Annotated in this window: 21 protein-coding genes; 6 read left to right on the top strand and 15 right to left on the bottom strand. The window is 73.9% G+C overall.

Annotated features, from left to right (window positions below; genetic code table 11):
* The first annotated feature begins 538 nt into the window (after positions 1–538).
* Positions 539–2,050, top strand: a complete 1,512-nt coding sequence (locus ACZ6WH_RS11220) for a regulator (RefSeq protein ID WP_469727619.1) — start codon at positions 539–541, stop codon at positions 2,048–2,050.
* Between the two features lie 342 nt (positions 2,051–2,392).
* Here the strand turns inward: ACZ6WH_RS11220 and ACZ6WH_RS11215 are convergent, their stop codons facing one another.
* Positions 2,393–3,979: an NAD(P)/FAD-dependent oxidoreductase gene (locus ACZ6WH_RS11215; protein WP_469727618.1), complete on the bottom strand. Its 1,587-nt coding sequence runs from the start codon at positions 3,977–3,979 to the stop codon at positions 2,393–2,395.
* Between the two features lie 824 nt (positions 3,980–4,803).
* Here ACZ6WH_RS11215 and ACZ6WH_RS11210 point away from each other — a divergent pair.
* Entirely contained in the window at positions 4,804–5,130 is a 327-nt protein-coding gene (locus ACZ6WH_RS11210) for a hypothetical protein (protein ID WP_469727617.1), read from the top strand.
* A gap of 14 nt (positions 5,131–5,144) precedes the next feature.
* On the opposite strand, the gene ACZ6WH_RS11205 is transcribed toward ACZ6WH_RS11210, so the two are convergent.
* Positions 5,145–6,047: a TIGR01777 family oxidoreductase gene (locus ACZ6WH_RS11205; protein ID WP_469727616.1), complete on the bottom strand. Its 903-nt coding sequence runs from the start codon at positions 6,045–6,047 to the stop codon at positions 5,145–5,147.
* Between the two features lie 38 nt (positions 6,048–6,085).
* Between ACZ6WH_RS11205 and ACZ6WH_RS11200 the strand changes: the two genes are divergently transcribed.
* Complete coding sequence (locus tag ACZ6WH_RS11200) at positions 6,086–6,595, top strand: GNAT family N-acetyltransferase (RefSeq protein WP_469727615.1); 510 nt, start codon at positions 6,086–6,088, stop codon at positions 6,593–6,595.
* Between the two features lie 210 nt (positions 6,596–6,805).
* On the opposite strand, the gene ACZ6WH_RS11195 is transcribed toward ACZ6WH_RS11200, so the two are convergent.
* The gene (locus ACZ6WH_RS11195; RefSeq protein WP_361565847.1) at positions 6,806–7,333 is read right to left on the bottom strand and encodes a DUF4240 domain-containing protein; all 528 of its coding nucleotides are present in this window, start codon (positions 7,331–7,333) and stop codon (positions 6,806–6,808) included.
* Positions 7,334–7,543: 210 nt separating this feature from the next.
* On the opposite strand from ACZ6WH_RS11195, the gene ACZ6WH_RS11190 reads away from it, so the two are divergent.
* Positions 7,544–8,491, top strand: a complete 948-nt coding sequence (locus ACZ6WH_RS11190; protein ID WP_469728005.1) for an SDR family oxidoreductase — start codon at positions 7,544–7,546, stop codon at positions 8,489–8,491.
* 10 nt (positions 8,492–8,501) lie between these two features.
* On the opposite strand, the gene ACZ6WH_RS11185 is transcribed toward ACZ6WH_RS11190, so the two are convergent.
* The 6 genes from ACZ6WH_RS11185 to ACZ6WH_RS11160 all read right to left on the bottom strand — a co-directional run bounded on the left by ACZ6WH_RS11185 (position 8,502) and on the right by ACZ6WH_RS11160 (position 18,510).
* Entirely contained in the window at positions 8,502–9,521 is a 1,020-nt protein-coding gene (locus tag ACZ6WH_RS11185; RefSeq protein WP_469727613.1) for a helix-turn-helix transcriptional regulator, read from the bottom strand.
* A 280-nt stretch (positions 9,522–9,801) separates the two neighbouring features.
* Positions 9,802–12,474, bottom strand: a complete 2,673-nt coding sequence (gene aceE, locus ACZ6WH_RS11180) for a pyruvate dehydrogenase (acetyl-transferring), homodimeric type (RefSeq protein WP_469727611.1) — start codon at positions 12,472–12,474, stop codon at positions 9,802–9,804.
* Positions 12,475–12,715: 241 nt separating this feature from the next.
* Complete coding sequence (locus ACZ6WH_RS11175; RefSeq protein ID WP_361565568.1) at positions 12,716–13,339, bottom strand: GntR family transcriptional regulator; 624 nt, start codon at positions 13,337–13,339, stop codon at positions 12,716–12,718.
* Between the two features lie 145 nt (positions 13,340–13,484).
* The gene (sucB, locus tag ACZ6WH_RS11170; protein ID WP_469727609.1) at positions 13,485–15,230 is read right to left on the bottom strand and encodes a 2-oxoglutarate dehydrogenase, E2 component, dihydrolipoamide succinyltransferase; all 1,746 of its coding nucleotides are present in this window, start codon (positions 15,228–15,230) and stop codon (positions 13,485–13,487) included.
* A 54-nt stretch (positions 15,231–15,284) separates the two neighbouring features.
* Positions 15,285–16,673, bottom strand: coding sequence for a dihydrolipoyl dehydrogenase (gene lpdA / locus ACZ6WH_RS11165; protein WP_399708235.1), 1,389 nt, complete (start codon positions 16,671–16,673; stop codon positions 15,285–15,287).
* A 307-nt stretch (positions 16,674–16,980) separates the two neighbouring features.
* Complete coding sequence (locus ACZ6WH_RS11160) at positions 16,981–18,510, bottom strand: leucyl aminopeptidase (RefSeq protein WP_469727608.1); 1,530 nt, start codon at positions 18,508–18,510, stop codon at positions 16,981–16,983.
* A 316-nt stretch (positions 18,511–18,826) separates the two neighbouring features.
* Between ACZ6WH_RS11160 and ACZ6WH_RS11155 the strand changes: the two genes are divergently transcribed.
* Positions 18,827–19,693, top strand: a complete 867-nt coding sequence (locus ACZ6WH_RS11155) for an endo alpha-1,4 polygalactosaminidase (protein WP_469727607.1) — start codon at positions 18,827–18,829, stop codon at positions 19,691–19,693.
* 17 nt (positions 19,694–19,710) lie between these two features.
* Here ACZ6WH_RS11155 and ACZ6WH_RS11150 read toward each other — a convergent pair whose 3' ends face one another.
* The 5 genes from ACZ6WH_RS11150 to ACZ6WH_RS11130 all read right to left on the bottom strand — a co-directional run bounded on the left by ACZ6WH_RS11150 (position 19,711) and on the right by ACZ6WH_RS11130 (position 24,457).
* Positions 19,711–20,526: an adenosylcobinamide-GDP ribazoletransferase gene (locus tag ACZ6WH_RS11150; protein ID WP_469727606.1), complete on the bottom strand. Its 816-nt coding sequence runs from the start codon at positions 20,524–20,526 to the stop codon at positions 19,711–19,713.
* A 9-nt stretch (positions 20,527–20,535) separates the two neighbouring features.
* Complete coding sequence (locus tag ACZ6WH_RS11145) at positions 20,536–21,144, bottom strand: hypothetical protein (protein WP_469727604.1); 609 nt, start codon at positions 21,142–21,144, stop codon at positions 20,536–20,538.
* Positions 21,145–21,501: 357 nt separating this feature from the next.
* Positions 21,502–22,599 carry a nicotinate-nucleotide--dimethylbenzimidazole phosphoribosyltransferase gene (locus ACZ6WH_RS11140; RefSeq protein ID WP_469727603.1) on the bottom strand — a complete coding sequence of 366 codons (1,098 nt, stop codon included), beginning with the start codon at positions 22,597–22,599 and terminating at the stop codon, positions 21,502–21,504.
* Between the two features lie 67 nt (positions 22,600–22,666).
* The gene (locus tag ACZ6WH_RS11135; protein WP_469727602.1) at positions 22,667–23,155 is read right to left on the bottom strand and encodes a hypothetical protein; all 489 of its coding nucleotides are present in this window, start codon (positions 23,153–23,155) and stop codon (positions 22,667–22,669) included.
* A 63-nt stretch (positions 23,156–23,218) separates the two neighbouring features.
* A complete protein-coding gene (locus ACZ6WH_RS11130; RefSeq protein ID WP_469727601.1) occupies positions 23,219–24,457 on the bottom strand; it encodes a bifunctional adenosylcobinamide kinase/adenosylcobinamide-phosphate guanylyltransferase in 1,239 nt (412 codons plus the stop codon).
* Between the two features lie 173 nt (positions 24,458–24,630).
* Between ACZ6WH_RS11130 and ACZ6WH_RS11125 the strand changes: the two genes are divergently transcribed.
* Entirely contained in the window at positions 24,631–24,864 is a 234-nt protein-coding gene (locus tag ACZ6WH_RS11125; RefSeq protein ID WP_432864284.1) for a hypothetical protein, read from the top strand.
* A gap of 64 nt (positions 24,865–24,928) precedes the next feature.
* Here ACZ6WH_RS11125 and ACZ6WH_RS11120 read toward each other — a convergent pair whose 3' ends face one another.
* Positions 24,929–25,636 carry a class I SAM-dependent methyltransferase gene (locus ACZ6WH_RS11120; RefSeq protein WP_469727599.1) on the bottom strand — a complete coding sequence of 236 codons (708 nt, stop codon included), beginning with the start codon at positions 25,634–25,636 and terminating at the stop codon, positions 24,929–24,931.
* Positions 25,637–25,670: the final 34 nt, after the last annotated feature.

Raw genomic sequence — 25,670 nt, 5'->3', positions numbered from 1 at the left:
TGCCGGGCCTCCTTGCTCCCCGCGCGCACGGCGCTCGCCGCATGTGCCCTTGCCCCGCGCGCACGGCGCTCGCCGCACGTCCTCGTTTCCCGCGCGCACGGCGCTCGTCCCGCCGTGGGGTTCCGGCGTGCGCCGCCGCGGGTGGCTGTGGAGGCGGCCCGGCACGCGTGCGGGTGATCGTCCTCCACTGTGCGTGCGGACGGCCGTCAGATGTGCATGCGGGCAGCCCTCCGGTGTGCGTGGCGGCGGTCGCGACGAGGGACGGCGGCGGCTCTCGGGAGGGCGACCGGGCAGGAGCCGGGGGGGCGGTCGGGCGGGGTGTCAAGAGGGAGCGCGGAACCGGACACCAGGTGTGGACCGCGGGGAGCCGCGTCGGCCTGCGGAGCTGTGCTCACACGATCGGATGAACGCGGACGAATCGTGGCCGGAAGTCCCCCTTGGGCCGCTACATTCACGCCGTTCCAGGAGGGCGAAAGCGCCGGACGGTGTCGACCGGGCCCGGGCGGCGCGGCCCGGAAGGCAGGAGACCGTAAAGCTGATGACGGAACGACCCGACCCAGGCCCACAGCTTGAGGGATCGCCGCAACGCACACCCAACCGCAGACTCGCCGCGCTGATCGCGGAGGCGGGTTTCTCCAATGCCGGTCTGGCCCGCCGGGTGGACCAGCTGGGGCTGGAACACGGGCTCGACCTGCGCTACGACAAGACATCGGTGACCAGATGGCTGCGCGGCCAGCAGCCACGCGGCACCACCCCCGCGCTGATCGCCGAGGTGTTCACCCGCCGTCTCGGACGCCGGCTGTCGGCACAGGACCTGGGACTGGACGCCTGCGCACCCGTGTACGCAGGGCTGGAATTCGCAGCGACCCCCACCGAAGCGGTGGACATCGTCAGCGGCCTGTGGCGCAAGGACTCCGGCAGCCACGCCGAACTGCGGAAGATCGCGTTCACCCCGGCCGGTCTGGTCGTCCCCAGCCGCGACTGGCTCATCGGCCGCGCCGACGAACGCGTCGCGCGCGGCGAACCGGCCCCCGAGGGCGGGCTGCCCGCACCGGCCGGGCAACCCCGGGTGCCCGCGCAGGTCCGCGCCGGAGTGCCCCGGCAGCGCCGCCCCGACCGTACGGAGCGCCCGGACCCGGCGCACGGCTACCGCGTGTCCAGCGGCGACATCGCCGCCCTGCGCTCGGTCGGCGAGCTGTTCAGGACGCTGGACCACGCCTACGGAGGCGGTCACGCCCGCCAGGCCCTCGTGCGCTACCTGGAGCACGAGGCCGAGCCCATGCTGCGCGGTTCGTACAGCGAGGCCACCGGACGCCGGCTCTTCTCCGCCGCCTCCGACCTCACCCGGCTCGCCGGCTGGACCTCGTACGACATCACCGCCCACGGACTCGCGCAGCGCTACTTCGTGCAGGCGCTCCGGCTGGCCCAGGCGGCGGGCGACCGCGCCTACGGGAGCTATGTCCTCATCACGATGAGCCGCCAGGCGGTGTACCTGGGCCACGGCCGGGAGGCGGTCCAGCTCGCCCGCGTGGCCCAGCAGGGCATCGGCAGCGGTCCGCCGCCCCTGGTCCAGACACTGCTGCACGCAGCCGAGGCCCGTGGCCACGCCGTACTGGGAGAGGTGCGCGCCTGTACCGCCTCCCTGGCCCGCGCCGAACGGGCCCTGGAGGCCGCGCGGCCCGGGGACGAGGTGCCGCACTGGGCACGCCTCTTCGACGAAGCGCAGCTCGCGGACGAATTCGGGCACTGCCACCGCGACCTCCAGCAGTACCGCGCGGCGGCTCAGCACGCCGAGCGCTCGCTGCAGCTCCGCGGCGCCGGCTACGCCCGCAGCCGGCTGCTCTGCCGCATCGTCCTGGCGACCGCCCGGCTCGGCCTCGGCGAACTGGAACAGGCGTGCACACTGGGCGCGGAGGCCGCCGTACAGGCCGCGGAGATGCGTTCCGTACGGGTGCATGAGTACGTACGGGACTTCGAACGCAGACTGGAGCCGTACCGGGACGCCGCAGCCGTACGCGGCTACCGGGACAAGGTGACCGCGCTGGGTTGAGTACGGGGTCGCCTTGAGTACCGGGTTCCGTTGAATGCCGCGTTGCCTTGAGCGCCGGGAGCACTGGGGGTACCTGGGGTGCCGGGTGGGCGCCCGGCGGAAGGGCCCGGGGCGTCGGCGGGCGGGACCGCGGCGGGGGCCGGGGCGCGGACCGGGAAATGGGGCCGGAAGGCGGGGCCGGAAAGCGGGGCCGGGACGGCGAGGGTGCCGTCCCGGCCCCGCCGCGTGGGGTGGCGGAGCCGACGGGGCCGGGCCCTGCGGGCGGTGTTTGGCTTCGGCGGGGGCCGGGCTGTGCCGCGGACCGGGCTTCGGGGGTGGCGGGACGCCGGGCCCCGGTGGCTCTCAGGCGGCGTCGAACAGGGCGGGGGCGGAGTCGTCCGCCATCGCCATGCCGAAGTCCTGCAGCAGCGCGCGGGCGGCCCGGCGGCCGGAACGCAGCGCGCCCTGGACGGTGCCGGTGTCGCGATGGTCGCCGCAGACGTACAGCCCGGCCAGTACGCGTACCGGCCGCAGCGGATCGTGCGGCGCGGGCATGGCCGGCACGGCGTACGGATCGTGGTGCGCGGCGAGCAGCCGCCAGCCGTCGGTCGCGGTGCCGTACAGCCGCTCCAGCTGCGGCCGGACCGTCTTGTCGAGCGCTCGGGCCGGCAGCGTCGCGGCGGAGCCGAGCACCGCCGTGGTGATCAGCGACCGGCCGGGCGGCGTACGCGAGGGATCGACCGCGCTCGCGACGTAGCTGTACGCCACCGGCCCGTCCGTCGGCAGGAACAGCGTCGCGTCCTGCGCCTGTGGATAACTCAGGGTGCTGTCGGCGGTGTGGTGCAACATGGTCACCGGATGGAAATCGGGGACCCGGAGCCCCGGCAACAGCTCCGCGGCATCGCGGGCCCCCGTGGCCACGAGCGCCGCGCGGCACCGCAGTTGACGCTGATCGGAGGTGGTGACGAGCGTGGTGGAGACGGAGACGGCACGGACGGACGTGCGCACGGTGCCCGGCGGCAGCGAGGCGGCGAGCAGCTCGGGGACGCTCGCCGCACCTCCCGCCGGAAGACAGAGCCGCCCGGTCGCGAAGGCCTCGAGCGTGAGGGCCGCGCCGAGGCTGGAGCCCTGCAGCGTGGGGTCGCCGAGCAGGGCGGTCAGCAGCGGCCGGAGCGCGGCCGCGCGGGGCGACAGGACATCGAGGACGGGCTGGTCGCGGCCCGGGGCCGAGGCGGTCCGCGACGCTCGCTGCGCGCTCGGGGCAGTGCGCAGCGCCTGGAGTCGGGAGGAGCCGAGCGAGGGCAGCCGGTTGGCGCCGAGACCGAGTCCGGGGAGCCGGGATGCTCCGAGGGACGGCAGGCGGGCGGTGCCGAGCGGTCCCAGCTGGCCGAGCGTGCCGAGCGACCGTATGGGGCCCAGCTGCCCGAGGCTGGGCAGGCGGGGCGTGACGAGTGAGGGGAGACGGGAGGCCGCGCTCTGCGGCGCTCTGGACGAGGGCAGGCGGGGACCGGGGAGCGAGGGGATACGGACGCCGGAGCGCGGCGCGGGGCGTGCGGAGGCGCGCGAAAGGGCGCGCGCGGTGGAGAGTGCGACCCTCGTGCTCCGTACGGCGCCGATGCGTTGGGTGCGACGCCCGTTGTGCAGGCAGATACCGGGGGCGAAGGGCCGCAGTGCGAGGTCGCCGAGCGCCGGGGTGCCGCTCAGCTCCGGATAGGAGGTGACCAGCAGCTGGCTGCCATGGTCCAGGCGGTAGCCGTCCAGCTCCTCGGTGGTCGCGCGGCCACCGACGCGGTCGGCGGCCTCCAGGACGGCGACCGTGGCGCCGGCGCGGGTGAGGTGGTGCGCGGCGGCCAGTCCGGCCACTCCACCACCGACGATGACGACGTCCACGGTGTCCGGCGGAGGCGCCGGCTGGGGCGAGGGGTTTCGGGAAGCGGGGGTGCGCGGCACGTGTCCCTCCCAGGGTCGGCCGGGGTTTCGGCCCACGTCTCATGCCCTTCGCGAGCCTCCCTGATACCCACCCCCGCACCCGGACCGACGCACACGGGGTCGCACGCCGCCCATGCACCCCGCGCGTGCCAGAGGCAACCCGCACAACAATCCAAAGACCGAAACGAAGGGGGGTGGGGGAGGGGGGAGGGGGCCCCACCACCCGCCCCAACCCCAGCCCCCGAGGGGCCCACCGCCCGCCCCAACCCTGTAGTGCGTCGTTGGAGGGAACCGGCGGGGCGGTGTTTGCCTCTGGTGGTGAGGTGGGGGTGTCGGCTTTGGGGCGGCGCCGTGGGGTGAGGTGGGGGTGTCGGCTCTGGAGCGGCGCCGTGGGGTGAGGAGGGGTGGGGCGTGTTGGTGGGGATCGGGTTGTTGTTGGCCGTCGGGGGGTGGTTGGTGGTCGGGGTGCCCTGTTACGTGGTCTGGAAGCTTCGGCGGCGTCCGGCGCGGCACCGGCGGTGGCTGGTGCTCGGAGCGAGCGTGGTGGCCGTGGGGTACGCGCACACGCTCGCGTACGGGTTCGCGCTGACACAGCCGGAGGCGGTGTGCGGCCGGCGGACGCTCGACGACGACTACCTGCTGACCGGCGTCCGTGTCGACATGTTCCCGCCGCGGCTGGCGTGCTACTGGACGGACTCGGGCACGTTCGGACCGTCCCACTTCCCACCGCCGCGGGCGGGTGGGCGATGTGGTGCGGGGCCGCCCTGCTGGTGGCGGGCGCGGCTGCCTGGGCGGTCGACCGGCCGCTCTCGCGCACGCCGCGCTGGGCGAGAGGGGGCGTGATCGTGGCGCCTGCGGTCGGCGCCACGATCTGGCTCACCCGAGTCGACCGGCTGATGGGCCTGTCCTCCACCGACCTCGGCAATGAGTGCTTCAGGTGGCAGGTCAGGCATCTGCACACCGCGCCGGGCGGGGAGATCGTAGGAGCCGACCGGAGCGTTGTGCCGCCGGTCGTCGACTGCGTCTTCACCGACGGCGTCGCCAGTCTCATCCGAGTCGAAGCCCTCGGACTGTGGTGCTGTTTCCTCGCGTGGCTCGTGTGCGGGGCGGTACTTCTCGTGCCGGTGGCTCGAAGCCGGGTGCGCGGCCGCGCCGCGGGCCTTGCCGAGTAGCCGCCCCGCAGCCCTCAGTCGCGCTCCGCTGCCCTGATGGCCGAGGTGATGCTGGGGTGGGTGAAGGTGAAGCCGGAGTCCTGGAGGCGGGTGGGGACGACGCGCTGGCTCTGGAGGACGTCCTCGGCGAACTCGCCGAGGGCCAGCCGGAGCGCCTGGGGCGGGACGGTGAAGAGGGTGGGGCGGCGCAGGACCTTGCCCATGGCGGCCGTCGCCTCGCGGTTGGTGACCGGCTCCGGCGCGGTGAGGTTCACCGGGCCGGACAGCGTGGCGTCGTCGATGAGGTGGCGCAGGGCGCGGATGTGGTCGTGCAGGGAGATGAACGACCAGTACTGGCTGCCGTTCCCGAGCCGGCCGCCGAGCCCGGCCTTGAAGATCGGGAAGAGGCGGCCCCAGGCGCCGCCGGAGCGTGAGACGACCAGGCCGGTGCGGGCGAAGGCGGTACGGATCCCGGCCTCGACGGCAGGCTCGGCCGCGGCCTCCCAGTCGACGCAGACCCCGGCGAGGAAGCCGTCGCCGGGCGGGGCGTCCTCGTCCACGCGGCGTGACCCGGTGTCGCCGTAGTAGCCGATCGCGCTGCCGCACACGAAGGAGCGCGGCGGGGTGTCGAGGGAGGCGAGGGCCTCGGCGATCGCGGCCGTGCCCAGGACCCGGCTGTCGCGGATCTGCTTCTTGTAGGCGGCCGTCCAGCGGTGGTCCCCGACGCCGGCGCCGGCGAGGTGCACGACGGAGTCGCAGCCCGCGAGCGACGCGGTGTCGACGGTCTGCCGTTCGGGATCCCAGGCGACTTCGTCCGTCGCGCGTGGCGCGCGCCGGACGAGGCGCAGTACCTCGTGCCCGTCCGTGCGCAGTGATTGCAGGAGCGCCGTGCCGATGAGACCGGTCGAGCCGGTGATCGCGATCCGCATGGTCCCCATACTGCCGGTCGTGACGGGTGCGTGGCACAGTGACCCGCATGCCCGAGCTGATCGTACGTACCGCCGTGCCCGCCGATGAGGCGGCGCTGGGGGCCCTGGACCGGCGTACCTGGTCGCCGCTGCACTCCGTCCAGCCGCGGCCGGAGCCGCCGTACGACCCGTTCTTCGACGCCTGGCACGTACCGGACGACTTCCTGGTGGCGGTGGTGGACGGGCGGATCGCGGGCTATCTGCGCCTGGTGCGGCCGACGCCGCTGGACTGCAATGCCCATGTGCGGCAGATACAGGGGCTGGCGGTGGACGACCGGGTGCGCGGGCGCGGGGTGGCCCGCGCGCTGCTGGCCGCGGCGGTCGACCGCGCGGTGGCGGAGGGCGCGGAGCGGATGACGCTGCGGGTGCTGGGGCACAACGCGCCGGCCCGGCGGCTGTACGAGTCGGCGGGGTTCCGGGTGGAGGGCGTGCTGCCGGGGGAGTTCCGGCTGGAGGGGCGGTACGTGGACGACGTGCTGATGGGGCGGGGTCTGAACGGGGTGGGGGAGGGGGACTGAGGTGGCTGAGGGCCACCGGCCTCCGTCACCACCGGCCGTGCCCCGAGTACCACCGGCCGTGCCCCGAGTACCGCCGGCCGCGCTCCGAGTCGGGCCACGAGTACCACCGGCCGTGCCCCGAGCCAGGCCCACGAGCGGCCCGGGCGTGCGGCTGAGGGCGGTCGACGTCGTTCCTCACGTTGCCGTCGTTCCTCACGTCACCGTCGTTCCTCACCACGAGGTGTCGCGGAAGCGTTCCCAGAGGGCGGGGAAGCGTTCCTCCAGGGCGGCGTCGTCCTCGAAGTCGATCACGGTGCCGAGCGGCTCCCGGGGGGCGGGGGCGATGCCGAGGTCGGGCATCACGGCGCCGGTGAGGCGCTCGTACGCCTCGTCCGCCGCGTACCCCAGGTCCTCGGCGTCGCCGTCCTCCTCCTCGTCGAACTCCGGGAGCAGGTCGGCGAGCCGGTCGGGGTCGTGCAGCGCGCCCTCGAAGACCTCGCGGCCCTGGCCGATGAGCCAGCAGCGGAAGTAGTCGAAGGCGTCGTCGCTCGCGCCGTCCAGCAGGATGGCGGCGGCGGCCCACAGGTCCCAGGAGTAGGCGCGGTTGTAGCGGGCCTCGAAGTGCCGGGCGAAGTCGATCACGGCGTCGGGGTCGCGCCGCATCAGCCGCTCGACCAGCAGATCGGCCTGTTCCTCGGGGTCGCCCTCGGCGGCCTCGCGGGAGTCGTCGATGAGCTCCCAGAACTCCGTCTCGTCCATCACAGGGTCCAGCATCCAGCCTGCCGCCCGGCGACGCACGCGGAGCGCGAGCATCCGTCCGGGTCGTTACCGACACGGAATTCCACGGAAAACCGGACAGGAGGTGACGGGATGCGGTGCGAAAGTCGCGCCACGCGAAGGAAAGAGGGAGAAGAAGTGGGCGCAAAAGCGACGGGGAGCAGCGGCGGGGCGGCGGAGGCCACGGGCACCATGGCGGAGGCCACCGGCGGCACGGCGGCAGGGGCCGGGGCACTGGCCGGCAAGGTGGCGCTGGTCGCCGGGGCCACCCGGGGCGCGGGCCGGGCGATGGCCGTGGAGCTGGGGCGGGCCGGCGCGGTCGTCTACGTCACCGGGCGTACGACACGGGACCACGTCAGCGAGGTGGGCCGGGCCACCGAGACGATCGAGGGCACGGCGGAACTGGTCAGCGCAGCCGGGGGCACCGGCATCGCCGTACCGGTCGACCATCTGGAGCCGGACCAGGTGCGCGCGCTGGTCGAGCGGATCGAGCGGGACCACGGGCGGCTGGACGTGCTGGTCAACGACCTGTGGGGCGGGGACCGGCACGTCGAGTGGGACAAGAAGGCATGGGAGCACGACCTCGACAAGGGGCTGCGGGTGCTGCGGCTCGGTGTCGAGAGCCACCTGATCACCAGCCGGTACGCGCTGCCGCTGCTGATCCGGCGGCGCGGCGGGCTGCTGGTGGAGGTCACGGACGGGACGGCCGAGTCCAACCGGGAGTACCGCAAGCCGCTCTACTACGACCTGGCGAAGAGCGCGCCGATCCGGATCGCGCAGGACCTCGCGGAGGAGCTGGCGGAGTACGGCTGCACGGCGCTCTGCCTCACGCCGGGGTGGCTGCGCTCGGAGGCGATGCTCGACACGCACTTCAAGGTGCCGGAGGAGAGCTGGCGGGACGGGTGCGCGCAGAACCCGCACTTCGCGATCTCGGAGTCGCCGACGTTCGTGGGGCGGGCGCTGGCGGCTTTGGCCACCGATCCGGACGTGGCGCGGTGGAACGGGCAGTCGCTGTCCAGCGGCGGGCTGGCCGGGAAGTACGGCTTCACGGACGCGGACGGTTCGGCGCCGGACGCCTGGCGGTACATGAAGGAGGTGCAGGGGCCGGGGAAGCCGGCGGATGTGACGGGGTACCGGTAGACCACCGGTCTCACGGCCCGTACAGCTCAGCCATGCGCCGGCCCGCCTCTGCGAAGCGGGCGCGCAGCTCGGGCGGGGCCAGGACCTCGGCCTCGGGGCCGAGGCCGAGCAGCTGGGAGCAGGCGACATCGGGGGACTCGACGGCGAGTGTGACGGTGATCCGTCCCTGGCCGTCGGGGGCCGGCGCCGCGTCGAGGGCCTCCCGGGCCGCCACGCGGTCGGTGACGTGCGGCAGCCGGCGCGCGCCCGCCGGCGTGAGCCGCACGGTCACCTCGTCCCGCAGGATCGAGCGGGCGAACTGGGCGGCGCGCTCCTCCCAGAAAGCGGGCAGGTCGAAGTCCGGGTCGCGGACGAAGCGGTCCGCGCCGGCGGCGACGGAGCGGAAGCGCTCGACCCGGTAGACCCGGCAACGGGCCCTGTCGCGGCCACCGTCACCGGCACGGTCAGCCGTACCGGCACGGCCGTCCGCCGCTTCGGCCGCGAGGTACCACACGCCCGCCTTCAGGACGAGCCCGTACGGCTCCAGGACGCGGTCGACCTCGGTGCCCTTGCGGTCGTAACGGGCGGTCAGCACGCGGTCGTCCCACAGTGCCTCGGCGATCGTGGGCAGCAGCTCGGGGGTGCTCGGCTCCTGATACCAGCCGGGCGCGTCCAGGTGGAAGCGCTGCGCCGCGCCGGTCGCGGCGTCCCGCAGCTCGGGGAGGAGGGCGGCGGAGACCTTCAGACGCGCGGCGGAGGCGGCGTCGGCCAGGCCCAGCTCGCGCAGCGCGGAGGGCACGCCGGCGAGGAAGAGGGCCTCGGCCTCGCTGCGGCCCAGGCCGGTGAGGCGGGTGCGGTACCCGCCGATGAGGCGGTAGCCGCCGGTCCGGCCGCGGTCGGCGTAGACGGGGATGCCGGCCTCGGAGAGGGAGAGGACGTCCCGGGCGACCGTGCGCTCCGAGACCTCCAGCTCGCGCGCCAGCTCGGCCCCCGTCATCGAGGACCGGGACTGGAGCAGCAGCACCATCTTGATCAGCCGGGCAGCACGCATGCGTTCATGATGCCGCTCACCACCGACAGCCGGGCCGCTGCCGCCGTCGGCGGGCAGCGGTCCGGCTGGAAAAGGTTTCCCGTGCGGAGGTCCGGGCGCGGGTGGTTGCCTCCGCACGGGAGCTGGGGGGCGTACGGGCGCGTGGCCCGTACGCCGGGGGTGGCGCCGGGGCTCCCTCACGGCCCCGGCGCCCACCGGGAGGCACGGTCCCGGTGCTGACCGGAGCGCTACGGCCCCGGCGTCCTGCGGGTACGGCACTCGGGCCGTACGGGGGTACGGCTCACAGGCCGTACTTCTCGGCGGCCTCCTTGACCGTCTCCGCCTTGACCTCGCCGCGCCGGGAGAGCGCCGCGAGGACCTGGACGACGACGGACTGCGGGTCGACGCCGAAGTAACGGCGGGCGGCCTCACGGGTGTCGGAGAGACCGAAGCCGTCGGTGCCGATGGAGACCCAGTCCTGCTCGACCCAGGGGGCGATCTGGTCGGGCACGGCCCGCATCCAGTCGCTGACCGCCACGACCGGACCCTCGGCGCCGGCCAGCGCGCGGGTCACGTACGGCACGCGGTCCTCGCCCTTGAAGCGCGCGGCGTCGCACTCCAGCGCGTCGCGGCGCAGCTCCGTCCAGGACGGCGCGGACCAGACGTCGGCCGCCACGTCCCACTCCTCGGCGAGCATCCGCTGCGCCTCAAGGGCCCAGTGGATGGCGGTGCCGGAGGCCAGCAGCTGGGTCTTCGGGGCCTTGTCGGTGGCGCCCTCGGCCTGCTTGAAGCGGTACAGGCCCTTGAGGATGCCCTCCTCCACGCCCTCGGGCATGGCCGGCTGCACCTTGGTCTCGTTGTAGACCGTCAGGTAGTAGAAGACGTCCTCGGCGTTCTCGCCGTACATCCGGCGGAGGCCTTCCTTGACGATCACCGCGACCTCGAAGGCGAACGCGGGGTCGTAGGAGAGCGCCGCCGGGTTGGTGGAGGCGATGAGGTGGGAGTGGCCGTCGGCGTGCTGGAGGCCCTCACCGGTCATCGTCGTACGGCCGGCGGTCGCGCCGATGACGAAACCGCGGCCGAGCTGGTCGGCGAGCGCCCAGAACTGGTCGGCGGTCCGCTGGAACCCGAACATCGAGTAGAAGATGTAGAACGGGATCATCGGCTCACCGTGGGTGGCGTACGCCGTGGCCGCGGCGGTGAAGTCGGCGAGCGAACCGGCCTCGGTGATGCCCTCGTTCAGGATCTGACCGTTCTTGGCCTCCTTGTAGTACAGGAGCTGGTCACGGTCGACCGGGTCGTACGTCTGGCCCACGGGGGAGTAGAGGCCGGCGGACGGGAAGAGGGACTCCATGCCGAAGGTGCGGGCCTCGTCGGGGACGACGGGGACCCAGCGCTTGCCGGTCTCCTTGTCCCGCATCAGGTCCTTGACCAGGCGGACGAACGCCATCGTCGTGGCGATCTCCTGGCTGCCGGAGCCCTTCTTCAGTGCGTCGAACGCCTTCTCCGACGGCATCGGCAGCGGCTTCGGGGTGACCTTGCGGGCCGGGGCCGGGCCGTCGAGCTCCGCGCGGCGCTTGCGGAGGTACTCCATCTCGGGGGAGTCCTCGGCGGGGCGCCAGTACGGCACCAGCTTGTCGTCCAGCGCGCTGTCCGGGATGGGCAGCTCCAGGAGGTCCCGCATGGCGCGGAACTCCTCGCCGGTCAGCTTCTTCATCTGGTGGTTGGCGTTGCGGGACTCGAAGCCCGCGCCGAGGGTGTAGCCCTTGACGGTCTGCGCCAGGATGACGGTCGGCGCGCCCTTGTGCTCGACGGCGGCCTTGTACGCGGCGTAGACCTTGCGCGGCTCGTGGCCGGCGCGGGAGGTCTGGAACAGCTCGATGAGCTTGGCGTCGGACAGGCCCTGGCCGATGGCCTTGAGGGCGTCGTTCGCGCCGAAGAAGTGGTCGCGGATGTAGGCCGCGTCGCGGGTGGCGTACGTCTGGAACTGCGCGTCCGGGGTCTCCCGGAGGCGGCGGACCAGGGAGCCGTCGGCGTCCTGGGCGAAGACCTCGTCCCAGGCCCGGCCCCACAGGGATTTGATGACGTTCCAGCCGGCCGCGCGGAACTGGGCCTCCAGCTCCTGCACGATCTTGAAGTTCGGGCGGACCGGGCCGTCCAGACGCTGCAGGTTGCAGTTGATGACGAAGGTGAGGTTGTCCAGGCCCTCACGGCCGGCCAGCGCCAGTGCGGCGGTCGACTCGGGCTCGTCCATCTCGCCGTCGCCCAGGAACGCCCAGACGTGGGAGTTCGAGGTGTCCTTGATCTCGCGGTGCTCCAGGTAGCGGTTGAAGCGCGCCTGGTAGATCGCGGAGATCGGGCCGAGGCCCATCGAGACGGTGGGGAACTCCCACAGCCAGGGGAGGCGCCGCGGGTGCGGGTAGGAGGGCAGGCCCTCGCCGCCGGCCTCGCGGCGGAAGTGGTCGAGGTGGTCCTCGGTGAGCCGGCCTTCGAGGAAGGCGCGGGCGTAGATGCCGGGGGAGGCGTGGCCCTGGATGTAGAGCTGGTCGCCGGAGCCGTCACCCTCCTTGCCGCGGAAGAAGTGCTGGAAGCCGGTCTCGTAGAGCCAGGCCGCCGAGGCGAAGGTGGCGATGTGGCCGCCGAGGCCGTCCTTGGAGCCGCGCGTCACCATGGCCGCCGCGTTCCACCGGTTCCAGGCGGTGATGCGGGCCTCCATCGCCTCGTCGCCGGGGAACTCCGGCTCGTCGGCGGTGGGGATGGTGTTGACGTACTCGGTCTCCAGCAGAGCGGGGAGGGTGGACCCCTCGGCCTGCGAGGCGTGCTCCAGAGCGCGGCGCATCAGGTAGTCCGCGCGCTGCGGGCCCGCTGCCTTGGTGACGGCGTCCAGCGACTCGCGCCACTCGGCCGTCTCCTGCGGGTCCCTGTCCGGGAGCTGGTCGAGCTGGCTGTACGCGGGGCGTACGGGATCGGGCATGGGTGGCCCCTTTCCGGACGGAGGGAGGGAGGGTGCGAGGTTGTGCTGGCAGGCAGGTGTCGCGCCCCGCTGACCGACGATACGCCCCTGATCGATGATCGATCAACGCTCATAGGCGGAAAAACCCCAGGTCGGCACGGGGTGTCGCCAATTTGGGCACCGCGTGCCAGGCTCAGATGAGCCCCCGGAGGCTCACTCCGGTACGTCCGTCAGCGTCGCCTCCGGACCCCTCCGGCACCCCTCAGACGCGAGGTGCGCAGCTCAGGACGTGTGTCCGCAGGATTTCCCCGATCTTGGGGTCGCGCCGCCGGAACGCGTCGACGATCTCCTGGTGGTCCTGGGCGTGCGACCGCGGGTCGGGCGAGAACCAGCGGATCGACAGCGTCGTCCACACCTCCACGCCGAGCGACTCCCAGGTGTGCAGCAGCACGCCGTTCTCCGCGGCCCGAATGATCTCACGGTGAAAGGCCACGGTGTGCCGCACCTGCGCCTCGCCGTCCGCCGCCGCGTCGGCCGTGGTGAGCGCCGCCACCTCGCGCTCCAGGGCCGCGGTGTCGTCCGCCAGCCGGCCGGCCGCCAGCTCCGCCGCGACCTGCTCCAGCCCCGCCCGGACGGGATAGCTCTCCTTGAGGTCGGCCGCGGTCAGGTTCCGTACGCGTACGCCCTTGTTCGGGGCCGACTCGATCAGCCGCAGGCTCTCCAGCTCGCGCAGGGCCTCCCGTACGGGCGTCTGGCTGACTTCCAGTTCCACCGCGATGCGCCGCTCGACGATCCGCTCGCCCGGCTGCCAGCGACCGCTGACGATCCCCTCGAGGATGTGCTCGCGGATCTGCTCGCGCAGCGAGTGGATGACGGGTGGGGTCATGCGGTGCTCCTTAGCGGCGGACGGGCCGGCGCACGGGACGGGCGGGCCAGCGTTTCATTATCTGCGGAAGCGCAACGGGGGACGGCCCCGGTTCGTACGAACCGGGGCCGTCCCCTTCGTCACACCTGCTGACGACCGGGCGGGATCAGAGACCGATCTCGGTCTCGAACTCGGCGGCCTCCAGGATCTGCTTGACCGTGGTCAGGTAGCGGGCGGCGTCCGCGCCGTCCACCAGACGGTGGTCGTAGGAGAGCGACAGGTACGTCATGTTGCGGACCGCGATGGTCTCGCCCAGCTCCGGGTGGTCCACGACCACCGGACGCTTGACGGTGGCGCCGATGCCCAGGATGGCGACCTGGTTCGGCGGCACGATGACGGTGTCGAACAGCGCACCGCGCGAGCCGGTGTTGCTGATCGTGAAGGACGCGCCCGACAGGTCGTCCGGGCTGATCCTGCTCTCGCGGACCTTGCCGGCCAGCTCGGCGGTCTTCTTCGCGATGCCCGCGATGTTCAGGTCGCCGGCGCCCTTGATGACCGGGGTCATCAGGCCCTTCTCGTTGTCCACCGCGATTCCGACGTTCTCGGAGTCGAAGTAGGAGATGGTGCCCTCGTCCTCGTTGATCCGGGCGTTGATGACCGGGTGGGCCTTCAGCGCCTGGACGGCGGCCTTGACGAAGAACGGCATCGGGGACAGCTTGACGCCCTCACGGGCGGCGAAGGCGTCCTTGGCCTTGTTGCGCATCCGCATGATCTTGGTGATGTCCACCTCGACCACGGAGGTCAGCTGCGCCTGGCCGTGCAGGGCCTTCATCATGTTGTCGCCGATGACCTTGCGCATCCGCGGCATCTTGACGGTCTGGCCACGCAGCGGCGAGACCTCCAGCGCCGGCGCCTTGGGCGCGGCGGAGGCGGCCGGGGCGGCAGCAGCCGGAGCAGCAGTCTTCGCGGCCTCGGCGGCGGCGATGACGTCCTGCTTGCGGATGCGGCCACCGACGCCGGTGCCCTGGACCGAGGCCAGGTTCACGCCGTTCTCCTGGGCCAGCTTGCGGACCAGGGGGGTGACGTAGGCACCGTCGGGCTCACCGGCGGGGGCCGCCGGCGTGACGGGGGCGGGCTGCGCGGCGGGAGCCGGAGCCTGCGCCGGGGCGGCCTGCGGAGCCGGAGCGGGGGCCGGGGCCTCCTGCTTCGGCGCCTCCTGCTTCGGGGCCTCCTGCGGGGCGGGCTGCTCGGCGGCGGGGGCCGGAGCCGGAGCGGCCGGGGCCTCGGCCGGAGCCGGGGCAGCACCCTTCTCGCCGATGACGGCGAGCTTGGCGCCGACCTCGGCGGTCTCGTCCTCGCCCACCACGATCTCCAGCAGGGTGCCGGCGGCGGGGGCGGGGATCTCGGTGTCGACCTTGTCGGTGGAGACCTCCAGCAGCGGCTCGTCGGCCTCGACCGACTCGCCGACCTCCTTCAGCCACCGGGTGACGGTGCCCTCGGTGACCGACTCGCCCAGCGCGGGCAGCACGACGTCGGTACCGGAGGCACCACCGGCCGGGGCGGCAGCGGGCTGCTCGGCCGGGGCCGGAGCGGCCTCGGCGGCGGGCTGCGGCTCGGGCTCGGCGGCCGGAGCGGGCTCCTCGGCCGGAGCCGACTGCTCGGCCGGGGCGCCGGAGCCGTCGTCGATGATGGCCAGCTCGGCGCCGACCTCGACGGTCTCGTCCTCGGCGACCTTGATGGACGCCAGAACGCCGGCGGCGGGGGCGGGGATCTCGGTGTCGACCTTGTCGGTCGACACCTCCAGCAGGGGCTCGTCGGCCTCGACGCGCTCACCCTCGGCCTTGAGCCATCGGGTGACGGTGCCCTCGGTGACGCTCTCGCCGAGCGCCGGAAGGGTTACGGAAACCGCCATGGTTTCTGTTGCTCCTAACGAATGGTGCGGATGTGGTCGCGCCCGGACTGGGGGTCAGTCGTGGGAGTGGAGGGGCTTGCCGGCCAGCGCCAGGTGGGCCTCGCCGAGCGCCTCGTTCTGCGTGGGGTGCGCGTGGATGAGCTGCGCAACCTCGGCCGGCAGTGCCTCCCAGTTGTAGACCAGCTGGGCCTCGCCGACCTGCTCGCCCATACGGTCACCGACCATGTGGACGCCGACCACGGCACCGTCCTTGACCTGGACGAGCTTGATCTCGCCCGCGGTCTTGAGGATCTTGCTCTTGCCGTTGCCCGCGAGGTTGTACTTCAGAGCGACGACCTTGTCGGCGCCGTACAGCTCCTTGGCCTTCGCCTCGGTGATACCGACGGAGGCGACCTCCGGGTGGCAGTACGTCACGCGCGGCACGCCGTCGTAGTCGATCGGCACGGTCTTCAGACCGGCCAGCCGCTCCGCCACCAGGATGCCCTCGGCGAAGCCGACGTGCGCGAGCTGGAGGGTGGGAACGAGGTCGCCGACCGCGGAGATGGTCTCCACGTTCGTCCGCATGTACTCGTCGACGAGGACGTAGCCGCGGTCCATGGCGACCCCGGCCTCCTCGTAACCGAGGCCCTGCGAGACGGGGCCGCGGCCGATCGCGACCAGCAGCACCTCCGACTCGAAGGTCTTGCCGTCGGCGAGGGTGACCTTCACACCGTTGTCGGTGTACTCGGCCTTCTCGAAGAAGGTACCGAGGTTGAACTTGATGCCCCGCTTGCGGAAGGCGCGCTCCAGCAGCTTGGAGCTGTTCTCGTCCTCGACCGGGACGAGGTGCTTCAGGCCCTCGATCACCGTGACGTCGGTCCCGAAGGACTTCCACGCCGAGGCGAACTCGACGCCGATGACGCCGCCGCCCAGGATGATCGCGGACTCCGGCACGCGGTCCAGCGTCAGCGCGTGGTCCGAGGAGATGATGCGGTTGCCGTCGATCTCCAGACCCGGCAGCGACTTCGGCACGGAGCCGGTCGCCAGCAGGATGTGGCGGCCCTGGACACGCTGGCCGTTCACGTCGACGGAGGTGGGGGAGGACAGCCGGCCCTCACCCTCGATGTAGGTCACCTTGCGGGAGGCGACCAGGCCCTGCAGACCCTTGTACAGGCCCGAGATGACCTCGTCCTTGTACTTGTGGACCCCGGCGATGTCGATGCCCTCGAAAGAGGCCTTGACACCGAACTGGGCGGCCTCACGGGCCTGGTCCGCGATCTCACCGGCGTGCAGCAGCGCCTTGGTGGGGATGCAGCCGTTGTGCAGGCAGGTGCCGCCGAGCTTGTTCTTCTCGATCAGGGCGACGTCCAGGCCGAGCTGCGCCCCGCGCAGGGCAGCCGCGTAGCCGCCGCTACCGCCTCCGAGAATCACTAGGTCGAAAACGGTGCTGGCGTCGTTCGCCACGTCACGTCCTCCATGCATGGGTACGCCGGAGCCGGTCTCCGATGACCGGACGGCGGCTGTTGTTCGGCCGCTTGGTTACTTCGGCCCTGGGTAAGGGGGGCCCTGTCCTGCCAGGCCCCATCTTCGCACTTGTTGAACACGGACGGGACGGCGGGCCGGGCTCAGGGCCCGCCGATCGGCTGCCCGGGCCGCGTACCCAGCCGCACGACCGTGCGGATTTCGTCGAGAGCGAACATCGGCGTCCGCGCGCACGGGAGGCCCCGGGCACAGCGCCCGGGGCCTCCCGAAATGTGGCCTGCGCCGCAGGTCAGAGCAGGTCGCCCGCCGCGGTGCGCTCGGCCAGCCGGACCAGGGTGCGGACCGCGGAGCCGGTGCCGCCCTTGGGGGTGTAGCCGTACGGTGCGCCCTCGTGGAAGGCCGGGCCCGCGATGTCCAGGTGCGCCCAGGTGATGCCCTCGCCGACGAACTCCTGGAGGAAGAGGCCGGCGACCAGGCCGCCGCCCATCCGCTCGCCCATGTTCGCGATGTCGGCGACCGGGGAGTCCATGCCCTTGCGCAGCTCGGCGGGCATCGGCATGGGCCAGGACTGCTCGCCCACCTCGGTCGCGATCTCGTGGACGGAGGTGCGGAAGGCGTCGTCGTTGGCCATGATCCCGAAGGTGCGGTTGCCCAGGGCGAGCACCATGGCGCCGGTCAGCGTCGCGACGTCGACGATCGCGTCCGGGGTCTCCTCGGAGGCGCGGGTGATCGCGTCGGCCAGCACGAGCCGGCCCTCGGCGTCGGTGTTCAGGACCTCGACGGTCTTGCCGCTGTACATGGTCAGCACGTCGCCGGGGCGGGTGGCCGAGCCGGAGGGCATGTTCTCCGCCAGCGCGAGCCAGCCGGTGACGTTGACCGGGAGGTCCAGGCGGGCCGCGGTGACGACCGCGGCGAACACGGCGGCGGCGCCGCTCATGTCGCACTTCATCGTCTCGTTGTGACCGGCCGGCTTCAGGGAGATGCCGCCCGAGTCGTAGGTGATGCCCTTGCCGACCAGCGCCAGGTGCTTCTTGGCCTTGGCGTGGGTGTGGGTGATCTTCACGAGCCGGGGCGGGTTCTCCGAGCCCTGGCCGACGCCCATGAGGCCGCCGTAGCCGCCCTTCTTCAGCGCCTTCTCGTCCAGCACCTCGACCTTGAGGCCGTACTCCTTGCCCGCGGCCTGCGCCTCGGCGGCGAAGGTCTTGGGGGTGAGGCCGTTGGAGGGGGTGTTGATCAGGTCGCGGGCGCGGTTGATCTCCGCGGCCAGGGCCTGCGCGCGCTCGGCCGCGGCCTTGTGGGCCTTGTCGCGCGGCTTGGCACCCAGGACGGCGACGTCGGTCAGCGGCGCGGACTTGTCGGCCGCGCCCTTCTTGGCGTCGCTGTTGCTGCGGTACGCGGTGAAGCTGTACGAGCCCAGGAGCGCGCCCTCGGAGACCGCGGCCACCGCGTCGGCGTCCTCGACCGGCAGCGCGAAGGCGGCCTTCTTGGTGCCGGTCAGCGCGCGGGCCGCGGCACCGGCGGCGCGGCGCAGCGCCTCGTTGTCGTAACCCTCGCCCTTGGCCGGTGCCTCGCCCAGGCCGACCGCCAGCACGACCGGCGCCTTGAGTCCGGAGCCGGCCGGGACCTTGGTCACCTCGCCCTCGGCGCCGCTCGCGCCCAGGGTCTCCAGGACGTCGGCCAGCTTGCCGTCGAAGGCCGCGCCCACGGCGTCGGCGCCGGGCGCCAGGACGGGTCCCTTGTCACCCTTGGCCAGGCCGATGACGACGGCGTCCGCGCGCAGCGTCGCGGCGGAAGAAGTACTGAGGGTCAGTGCAGTCACGGTATTGAAGGTCCTGTTCCGTCCGGGGAATCCATGAGCGCTCGTGGCGCCGCTGGCGCCGAGCCTACGCTTGGGTGCCCCGCGGGGTCCCGCGCGATGCCATACCCGTTCCCCCGGCTGACCGGTCGAAATGCCGTACGCGGTGACGAACTCTTTTGTTTTTACCGTTACTTGGGCGACATCTGGGCGTTGTGGCGGATTGCTCCGGAGGGGACGGCGCCGTGCCGGGGCAACCGCCCGGCGCCGATCACCGTCACCCAGGACGGACGCGCACCCGCGCGCACGGCTGCACAACAGGAAAGTGGAGAATCCCTCAGTGGAACGACCGGCCTCCCCCCGAAGACTGCTGCCCCGCCGCCTCCGCCGGGCGCCCCTCCTGCTCGGCGTGGCGGGCCTGGTGCTCGCCCTCGCCACGGCCTGCGGCCCGGCGCCGTCCGGGGACGGGGAAGACGGGGGAGACGGCACGAAGGACCGGGCGGCGGGGGAGCGGTGGCAGCCGAAGCCCGGTACGGACTGGCAGTGGCAGCTGACCGGCCGGCTCGACCGCGGTGTCGACGCGCCCGTCTACGACATCGAGGGCTTCGACCACGGCAGGGCCACCGTGGCCGGCCTGCACCGCGACGGCCGCAAGGTGATCTGCTACCTCAGCGTCGGCGCCTGGGAGGACTGGCGGCCCGACGCCGACGACTTCCCGGAGTCCGTCATCGGCCGGTCCAACGGCTGGAAGGGCGAGCGCTGGCTGGACATCAGGAAGCTCGACGTCCTGGAGCCGCTGCTCGCGAAGCGCTTCGACATGTGCCGCGACCGGGGCTACGACGCGATCGAGCCGGACAACGTCGACGGCTACGCGAACCGCTCCGGCTTCCCCCTCACCGCCGCCGACCAGCTGAAGTTCAACCGCATGGTGGCCCGGCTCGCGCACGAGCGCGGCATGGCGGTCGGCCTGAAGAACGACCTCGACCAGATCCCGCAGCTGGTGAAGGACTTCGACTTCGCGGTGAACGAGCAGTGCGCGCAGTACGGCGAGTGCGACCGGCTCACCCCGTTCATCCGCGCGGGCAAGGCCGTCTTCCACGTGGAGTACGAGCTGCCGGCGGACCGCTTCTGCGCCACCTCCCGGAAGCTGAGGCTCAGCTCGCTGGAGAAGAAGATGGACCTGACGGCGTGGCGGCGCACCTGCTGACCCGCCGGTCCGGGGCGTCAGCCGAGGGCCAGCACCACGACCGTCACCAGCCCGGCGGTCTCCGCCAGCCCGCCGAAGACGTCGCCGGTCACCCCGCCGAACCGCCGCCGGCAGTGCCGCAGCAGCAGCTCGGCGGCGCCCAGGCCGAGCAGCACCGCGAGCACGACGTGCAGCGCCCCCGCGGCCCCGCCGTACGTCCCGTACCCGGCGGCCGCCGCCACGGCGGCCACCAGGACGCCCGCGACGGCGGCGGCGCGCGGGGAGACCGTCCCGGCGACCGCGGCCCCCAGCCCCTCCGGGCGGGCCGCCGGTACGCCGGTGCGGGAGGCGAGGGTGAGGGCCAGCCGGGCGGTGACCGCCCCGGCCACCGCCGCCACCGCGCCCGCCGACCGGTCGGCCGCGTACAGCTCGGACACCGCGGCCACCTGCGCGAGCAGGGCCAGGAGCAGCACGATCACGCCGAACGGGCCGATGTCGGACTGCTTCATGATGCGCAGCGCGTCCGCCGCCGGCTTGCCGCTGCCCAGCCCGTCGGCGGTGTCCGCGAGCCCGTCCAGGTGCAGGCCGCGGGTGAGCGCGGCGGGCACCGCGACCGTGCCGACGGCCGCCAGCAGCGGGCCGCCGCCGAGCAGGAGCAGGACCGTGCCGAGCGCCGCCGCGCACCCCCCGACGACCAGCCCGGCGACCGGCGCGCAGAGCATCCCGCCGCGGGCCGTCGCCCGGTCCCAGCGGGTCAGCCGTACGGGCAGCACGGTCAGCGTCCCGAAGGCGAACCGCAGCGCGTCGCCGACGGTCGGGGGGCCGGCGGGGGACTCGGTGGGGGTGGCGCTCATCGCGGCAGGCTAACCCGGCTCCCATGCCCCCTCGCCGTCCGGGGCGGCCCGTACCCGGCCGTACCCGGCCTGCCGCCGGAGTTCCGCGGCGCCGCACAGCGCGAGCACCGCCACGATGGCCGCGAGGTGCTCCTTGCCCGCGAGGTTGGCCTTGACGAGGACCTCGGCGATCATCAGGGCCGCGACCAGCGCACCGGTCAGCCACGCCCGGTGGCGCCAGCACACCGCCATGGCGAGGCCGACCACGGCCGCCGACGGGCCGGTGTCCACGACCTGCGCGTCGGTGGCGGGCAGCCCGAGGGGGAAGCCGGGGCCGATGGCCACGCCGAGGCGCGCGTACAGCGTGCCGGCCAGCGACGCCGTGTACGCGATCAGCAGCGTCCGGCGGCGGCCCAGGACGAGCTCCGCGATCCCGAAGACCACCAGGATCTGTGCCAGCGCGCCCCACACCGGCAGGTCCAGGGCCGGTACGAACAGGGAAAGCGGCGTCCGCAGCAGGGCGAGCCGGAGCGGGTCGGCGGCGCGGACGCAGCCCAGCTGCTGGATGATCCCGTATCCCCAGTGCTGGTTCTGCGCGAGCTGGCAGAACGCGGTGAGGGCCACGGCGGCGAGCGTCATCGGGACGGCCCGCCACGTCCGGCCGGCCCGCGCCTCCCGCACGGCCGCCAGCAGCGGGCCCCATTCGGCACGCGCGGCGCGTCCCGCACGGTCGCGGAGGTGCGATTCGATGGGACACCGCCAGGGGGTGAGGACAGGCGGCGCACGCGCCGTCGGCGGCACCGGGTGCGCGCCGGCCGCGCACCGTCTCTGTAGACCCGTCCTCGCGGCCGGAAGTTCACCCGGCGGCCGAGTGATCTCCGCCTCGGCCGCCGCGCGCCGCCGTGACTCCGGCCGCGGCGGCAGGGCCCGGCGGTGTTCGACCGGGCGGCCCGGCGCACCGAGGCCGGTGCCGCCGCCGGCCGCCGGCCCGGCGGATCAGTCCTCCGCGGGGTCCTGCCCCGGTGCGTCCTCGTCCTTTTCGTCCGCCGGTTCCCGTACCGGCAGCTCGGCCGCCAGCGACGCCGCCGCCTGGACCAGGGGAAGGGCCAGCAGGGCGCCGGTGCCTTCGCCGGCGGTCACGCCGTGGTCGAGCAGCGGCGTGAGCGCGATCCGGTCCAGCGCCTTGGCCTGCGCGGGCTCGCCGCTGGCCTGGCCGGCCAGCCACCAGTCCGGCGCGCGGAACGCGATCCGCTGCGCCACCAGCGCGCACGCCGCCGAGACCACGCCGTCCAGGATCACCGGCGTCCGGCGCACCGCGCTCTGGAGCAGGAAGCCGGTGGCCGCGGTGAGGTCGGCGCCGCCGGTGGCGGCCAGCAGCGCGAGCTGGTCGCCGAGCACCGGGCGGGCCCGGCGCAGCGCGTCGCGGATCGCCGCGCACTTGCGCATCCAGGCCAGGTCGTCGATGCCGGCGCCGCCGCGTCCTGTGACCACGGAGGCGTCCGTGCCGCACAGCGCGGCGATCAGCGTGCCCGCCGCCGTGGTGCCGCCCACGCTCAGGTCGCCGAGCACGACCAGGTCCGTACCGGCGTCCGCCTCCTCGTCGGCGATCGCCATGCCCGCGCGGAACGCCTGCTCGGCCTCCTCCGCGGTCAGCGCGTCCTCGATGTCGATCCGGCCCGAGCCGCGGCGCACCCGGTGCCTGGTGACGTCCTCGGGCAGCTCACCGGCGTCGCAGTCCAGCGCCATGTCGACCACGCGCGGCGCGGCACCGAACCGGCGCGCCAGCACCGCGGCCGGGCTCGTCCCGTCCAGCACCGCACGCACCAGCTCGGTGGCGCTGCTCGCTGGCCGCCCGGAGACGCCCAGCTCCGCCACCCCGTGGTCGCCCGCGAACAGCACCGTGCGGACCCGTTCCAGGGGCCGGACCGGAACCTGCTGCTGTACGGAGGCCAGCCAGTCGCCCAGCTCGTCGAGGCGGCCCAGCGCGGCCGGCTGGACGAGGCGGCGCTCCCGCCGCTCCTCGGCGTCCCGGCGCCGGCCGCCGTCGGGACGCTCGATCAGGTTCGCGAAGTCATCGAGGTTCAGGGCGCTCATTCGGCGCAGGTTACCGGCAACGCGCCGTTCGGTGCGCGGGCGGTCGGTGCCGGGCTGGGCGGCGGCTTCAGAAGCGGAATTCGGTGGGGGCCGGCGCCGCGGTCCGCCGCGGCGGACCGGCGCGGCCCGGCCGGCCGGCGGCCGCGAGGCGTTCGAGCGGCGCGTCCAGCAGCAGCGTCGCGCCGGGCAGCCGGCGGGCGCACAGCGCGCACAGCTCGTGCAGCACATCGGCGGCGGGCGGCCCGAAGGCGAGCACCAGGACGCCGAGCGCGGGACGGGCGACGGCGGCGGGCCAATGGGGCCCGGCGGGCCGCCCGGTGAGGGTGCGCCACCTCGGCCCGTCCGGCAGCAGCATCCGGCGCAGCGCCGCGGTCGCCGGCTCCTCGACGGTCAGCCAGCGCAGCTGCCCGTTGTCCACCCGCCAGAAGCCGGGGTCCAGGCCCTCGCCGAGCGCCACGACCGTGGCCTGCGGGCGGTCGCGCAGGTACCGGCGTACCGCGTCGTCGAACCGGCCGCCGTCGGAAGGCGGTGCCAGGCCGCCGCGGGACGGTGTCATGGCGCCAGGTGACGGTACGGAGCGCCGTCCGGCAAGCGGGACACGGGCGGGCGCCCGCGCGCGTCACCCGCGCAGCGTAATGGCCTGCCCCGCGACGACCAGCAGGACGTGCTCGCACTCGGCGGCGAACGCGGCGTTCAGGCGGCCCAGTTCGTCCCGGAAGCGGCGCCCGGCGGGGGTCGCCGGCACTACCCCGGAGCCGACCTCGTTGCTGACCGCGACCAGCGGCCTGCGGGTGGCGCGCACCGCGGCCACCAGCTCGTCCGCCCGCTCCCGCAGCGCCCGTTCGCCGCCGCCCGCCCAGGTCTCGTCGTCCCAGGCGCCGACGTCGTCCATGGCGTGCGTCAGCCACAGGGACAGGCAGTCGATCAGCAGCGGGGAGGCGGCGGTCTTCTCCGCGCCGGGCCCGCCGCCGGCCTCCTCCTCGCCCGCCAGCAGGGGTACCAGGTCGCAGGTCTCGGCGGTCCGCCAGGAGGCCGGGCGGCGCTCGCGGTGGAGGGAGACCCGTGCCGCCCACTCCGCGTCGCCGTTCCGCAGCCCGCCGGTCGCGACGTAGAGCACGTCGGGGAAGGCCGCGAGCCGCCGCTCGGCCTCGACGGACTTGCCGCTGCGCGCGCCGCCCAGCACCAGCGTCCTGCGCGGCAGGTCGGGCACCGCGTGGTACTCGCCGACCAGCAGCGACGTGCCGTCCGGCACCGCGCGGGCGCCCAGCGCCGCCAGCCGCCGGTGCAGCTCGGCGCCGGGCGGGGTGTCGTGGTCGAGGTGCACCGCGAGCACGTCGGTCGCCGCGTCCACCGCGCCGCTCGCCCGCAGCCGGGCCAGCGCGTCGGGCCGCCCGAGCACGTCCAGCACGACCATCTCGTAGGGCCCCTTGCCCTCGGAGGCCCCGGCGGGCGCCGCGCCGGGCGGCAGGTACAGCAGCCGCTCGCCGTAGGGGCCGCCGATCTCGTACCCGGTGCCCGGCACGTCCACCGCCACCGCCCGGACCCGGTGCCCGTCCAGCAGCGCCAGCTCCCGCCCGTCCGCGACCCGGCCCGGCTGGGGGAGTCCGGTCGGGACGTCGACGGCGGGTCCCTCGTGCGGGTGCGACAGGAGCACTTGGCGTACCCCCGTGAGTGACTGCCCTGCACGGGCCGCGGCGAAGGCGGCCCCCGGGGTGAGGTCGAGGAGCAGTGCGCCGTCCAGGAGCAGTGCGGTCGCCGCCCGCGCCGCGCCGCCCGTGGCGCCGGCGCAGGAGGCGCAGGGGCAGCCGGGGCGGGGCAGCCCCTCGGGGGCGCCGGTGCCGAGCAGTGTCAGTTCCACGCGCCGATTTTCTCCTGTCCGCGGCCGCCGGGCGCGCGGGGGGACGTCTCGACACGGCCGTTAGGCTGCTGATCAGTACCACAGGACATGACACCTGAGCGGCAGAACAGGGCATGACCACTGCACGGCACCAGCACGAGCAAGCACGTACCAGGTGGGACCAGGAGGCGGACATGGCGTGGACGTGGCGGTTCGAGAAGGCCGACGGTACGGAGGCCAGTGCGGGAACGGACCCGGAGGACTTCTCCACGCAGGGGGACGCGGAGTCCTGGATCGGTGAGGAGTGGAAGTCGCTCCTGGACTGCGGCGTGGACCAGGTGACCCTGTTCGAGGACGGGGCGAAGGTCTACGGCCCGATGAGCCTGCACGCCGACGACAACGAGGGCGCGGAGGCCGCTGAGGCCTGAGCGCCGTGCCGGCACACGCGAGGGGCGGCGGGCTTCCGGGCCCGCCGCCCCTCGTCGCCTTGTGTCAGCCGCGTACGCCGCAGACGTGCAGCAGGGCCGCCACCGCGCGGTACGGGTCGGTGCGCCCGGCGCGTTCCTCGGCGGCCAGCAGCCGGGTCAGCTCCTCGACGGGCGGCGGCACCGCGTCGTCGGCCGCGAGGTCGGTGAAGAGCCGCACGCCGTACCAGGCGTGCAGCGGGGCACCGATGCCCGCGAGGGTGGTGGTGAGCGCCGCCAGCCGGTCGGCGCGCACGCTCAGCCCGAGCCGGTTCTTGTAGCGCGGCGAGTCGAAGGCCGACAGCGCCGTGTCCCAGTCGCCGGACAGCCCGGAGCGCAGCGCCAGCGCGTCGGCGTTGCGCACCAGGACGGAGAGCAGGCCGCCGGGCGCCAGCACCCGGGCGAGCCCGGCCAGCATCGGGTCGGGCTCCTCGACGTACATCAGGACGCCGTGGCAGAGCACCACGTCGAAGGTGCCGGGCAGGAAGTGCACGCCGGTCTCCCGGCCGTCGCCCTCGATCAGCCGGACCCGCTCCTGGATGCCGGCCGGCTCGCCGGCCAGCGTGGCGCGGGCCGCGGCGAGCATCTTGGGGTCCGACTCCAGGCCGGTGACCTTGTGCCCGGCGCGGGCGAGGCGCAGTGCCTGGGTGCCCTGGCCGAGGCCGACGTCCAGGATGCGCAGCCGCTGGCCCACCGGGAACCGCGCGGAGATCTGCTCCTCCAGTTGCCGGGCCACCAGCTCCTGCCGGACGGTGTTCCGGACTCCCCCC

Source organism: Streptomyces sp. NPDC050806, assembly GCF_055586425.1.
This window is presented reverse-complemented; position numbering and strand designations above follow the sequence as displayed.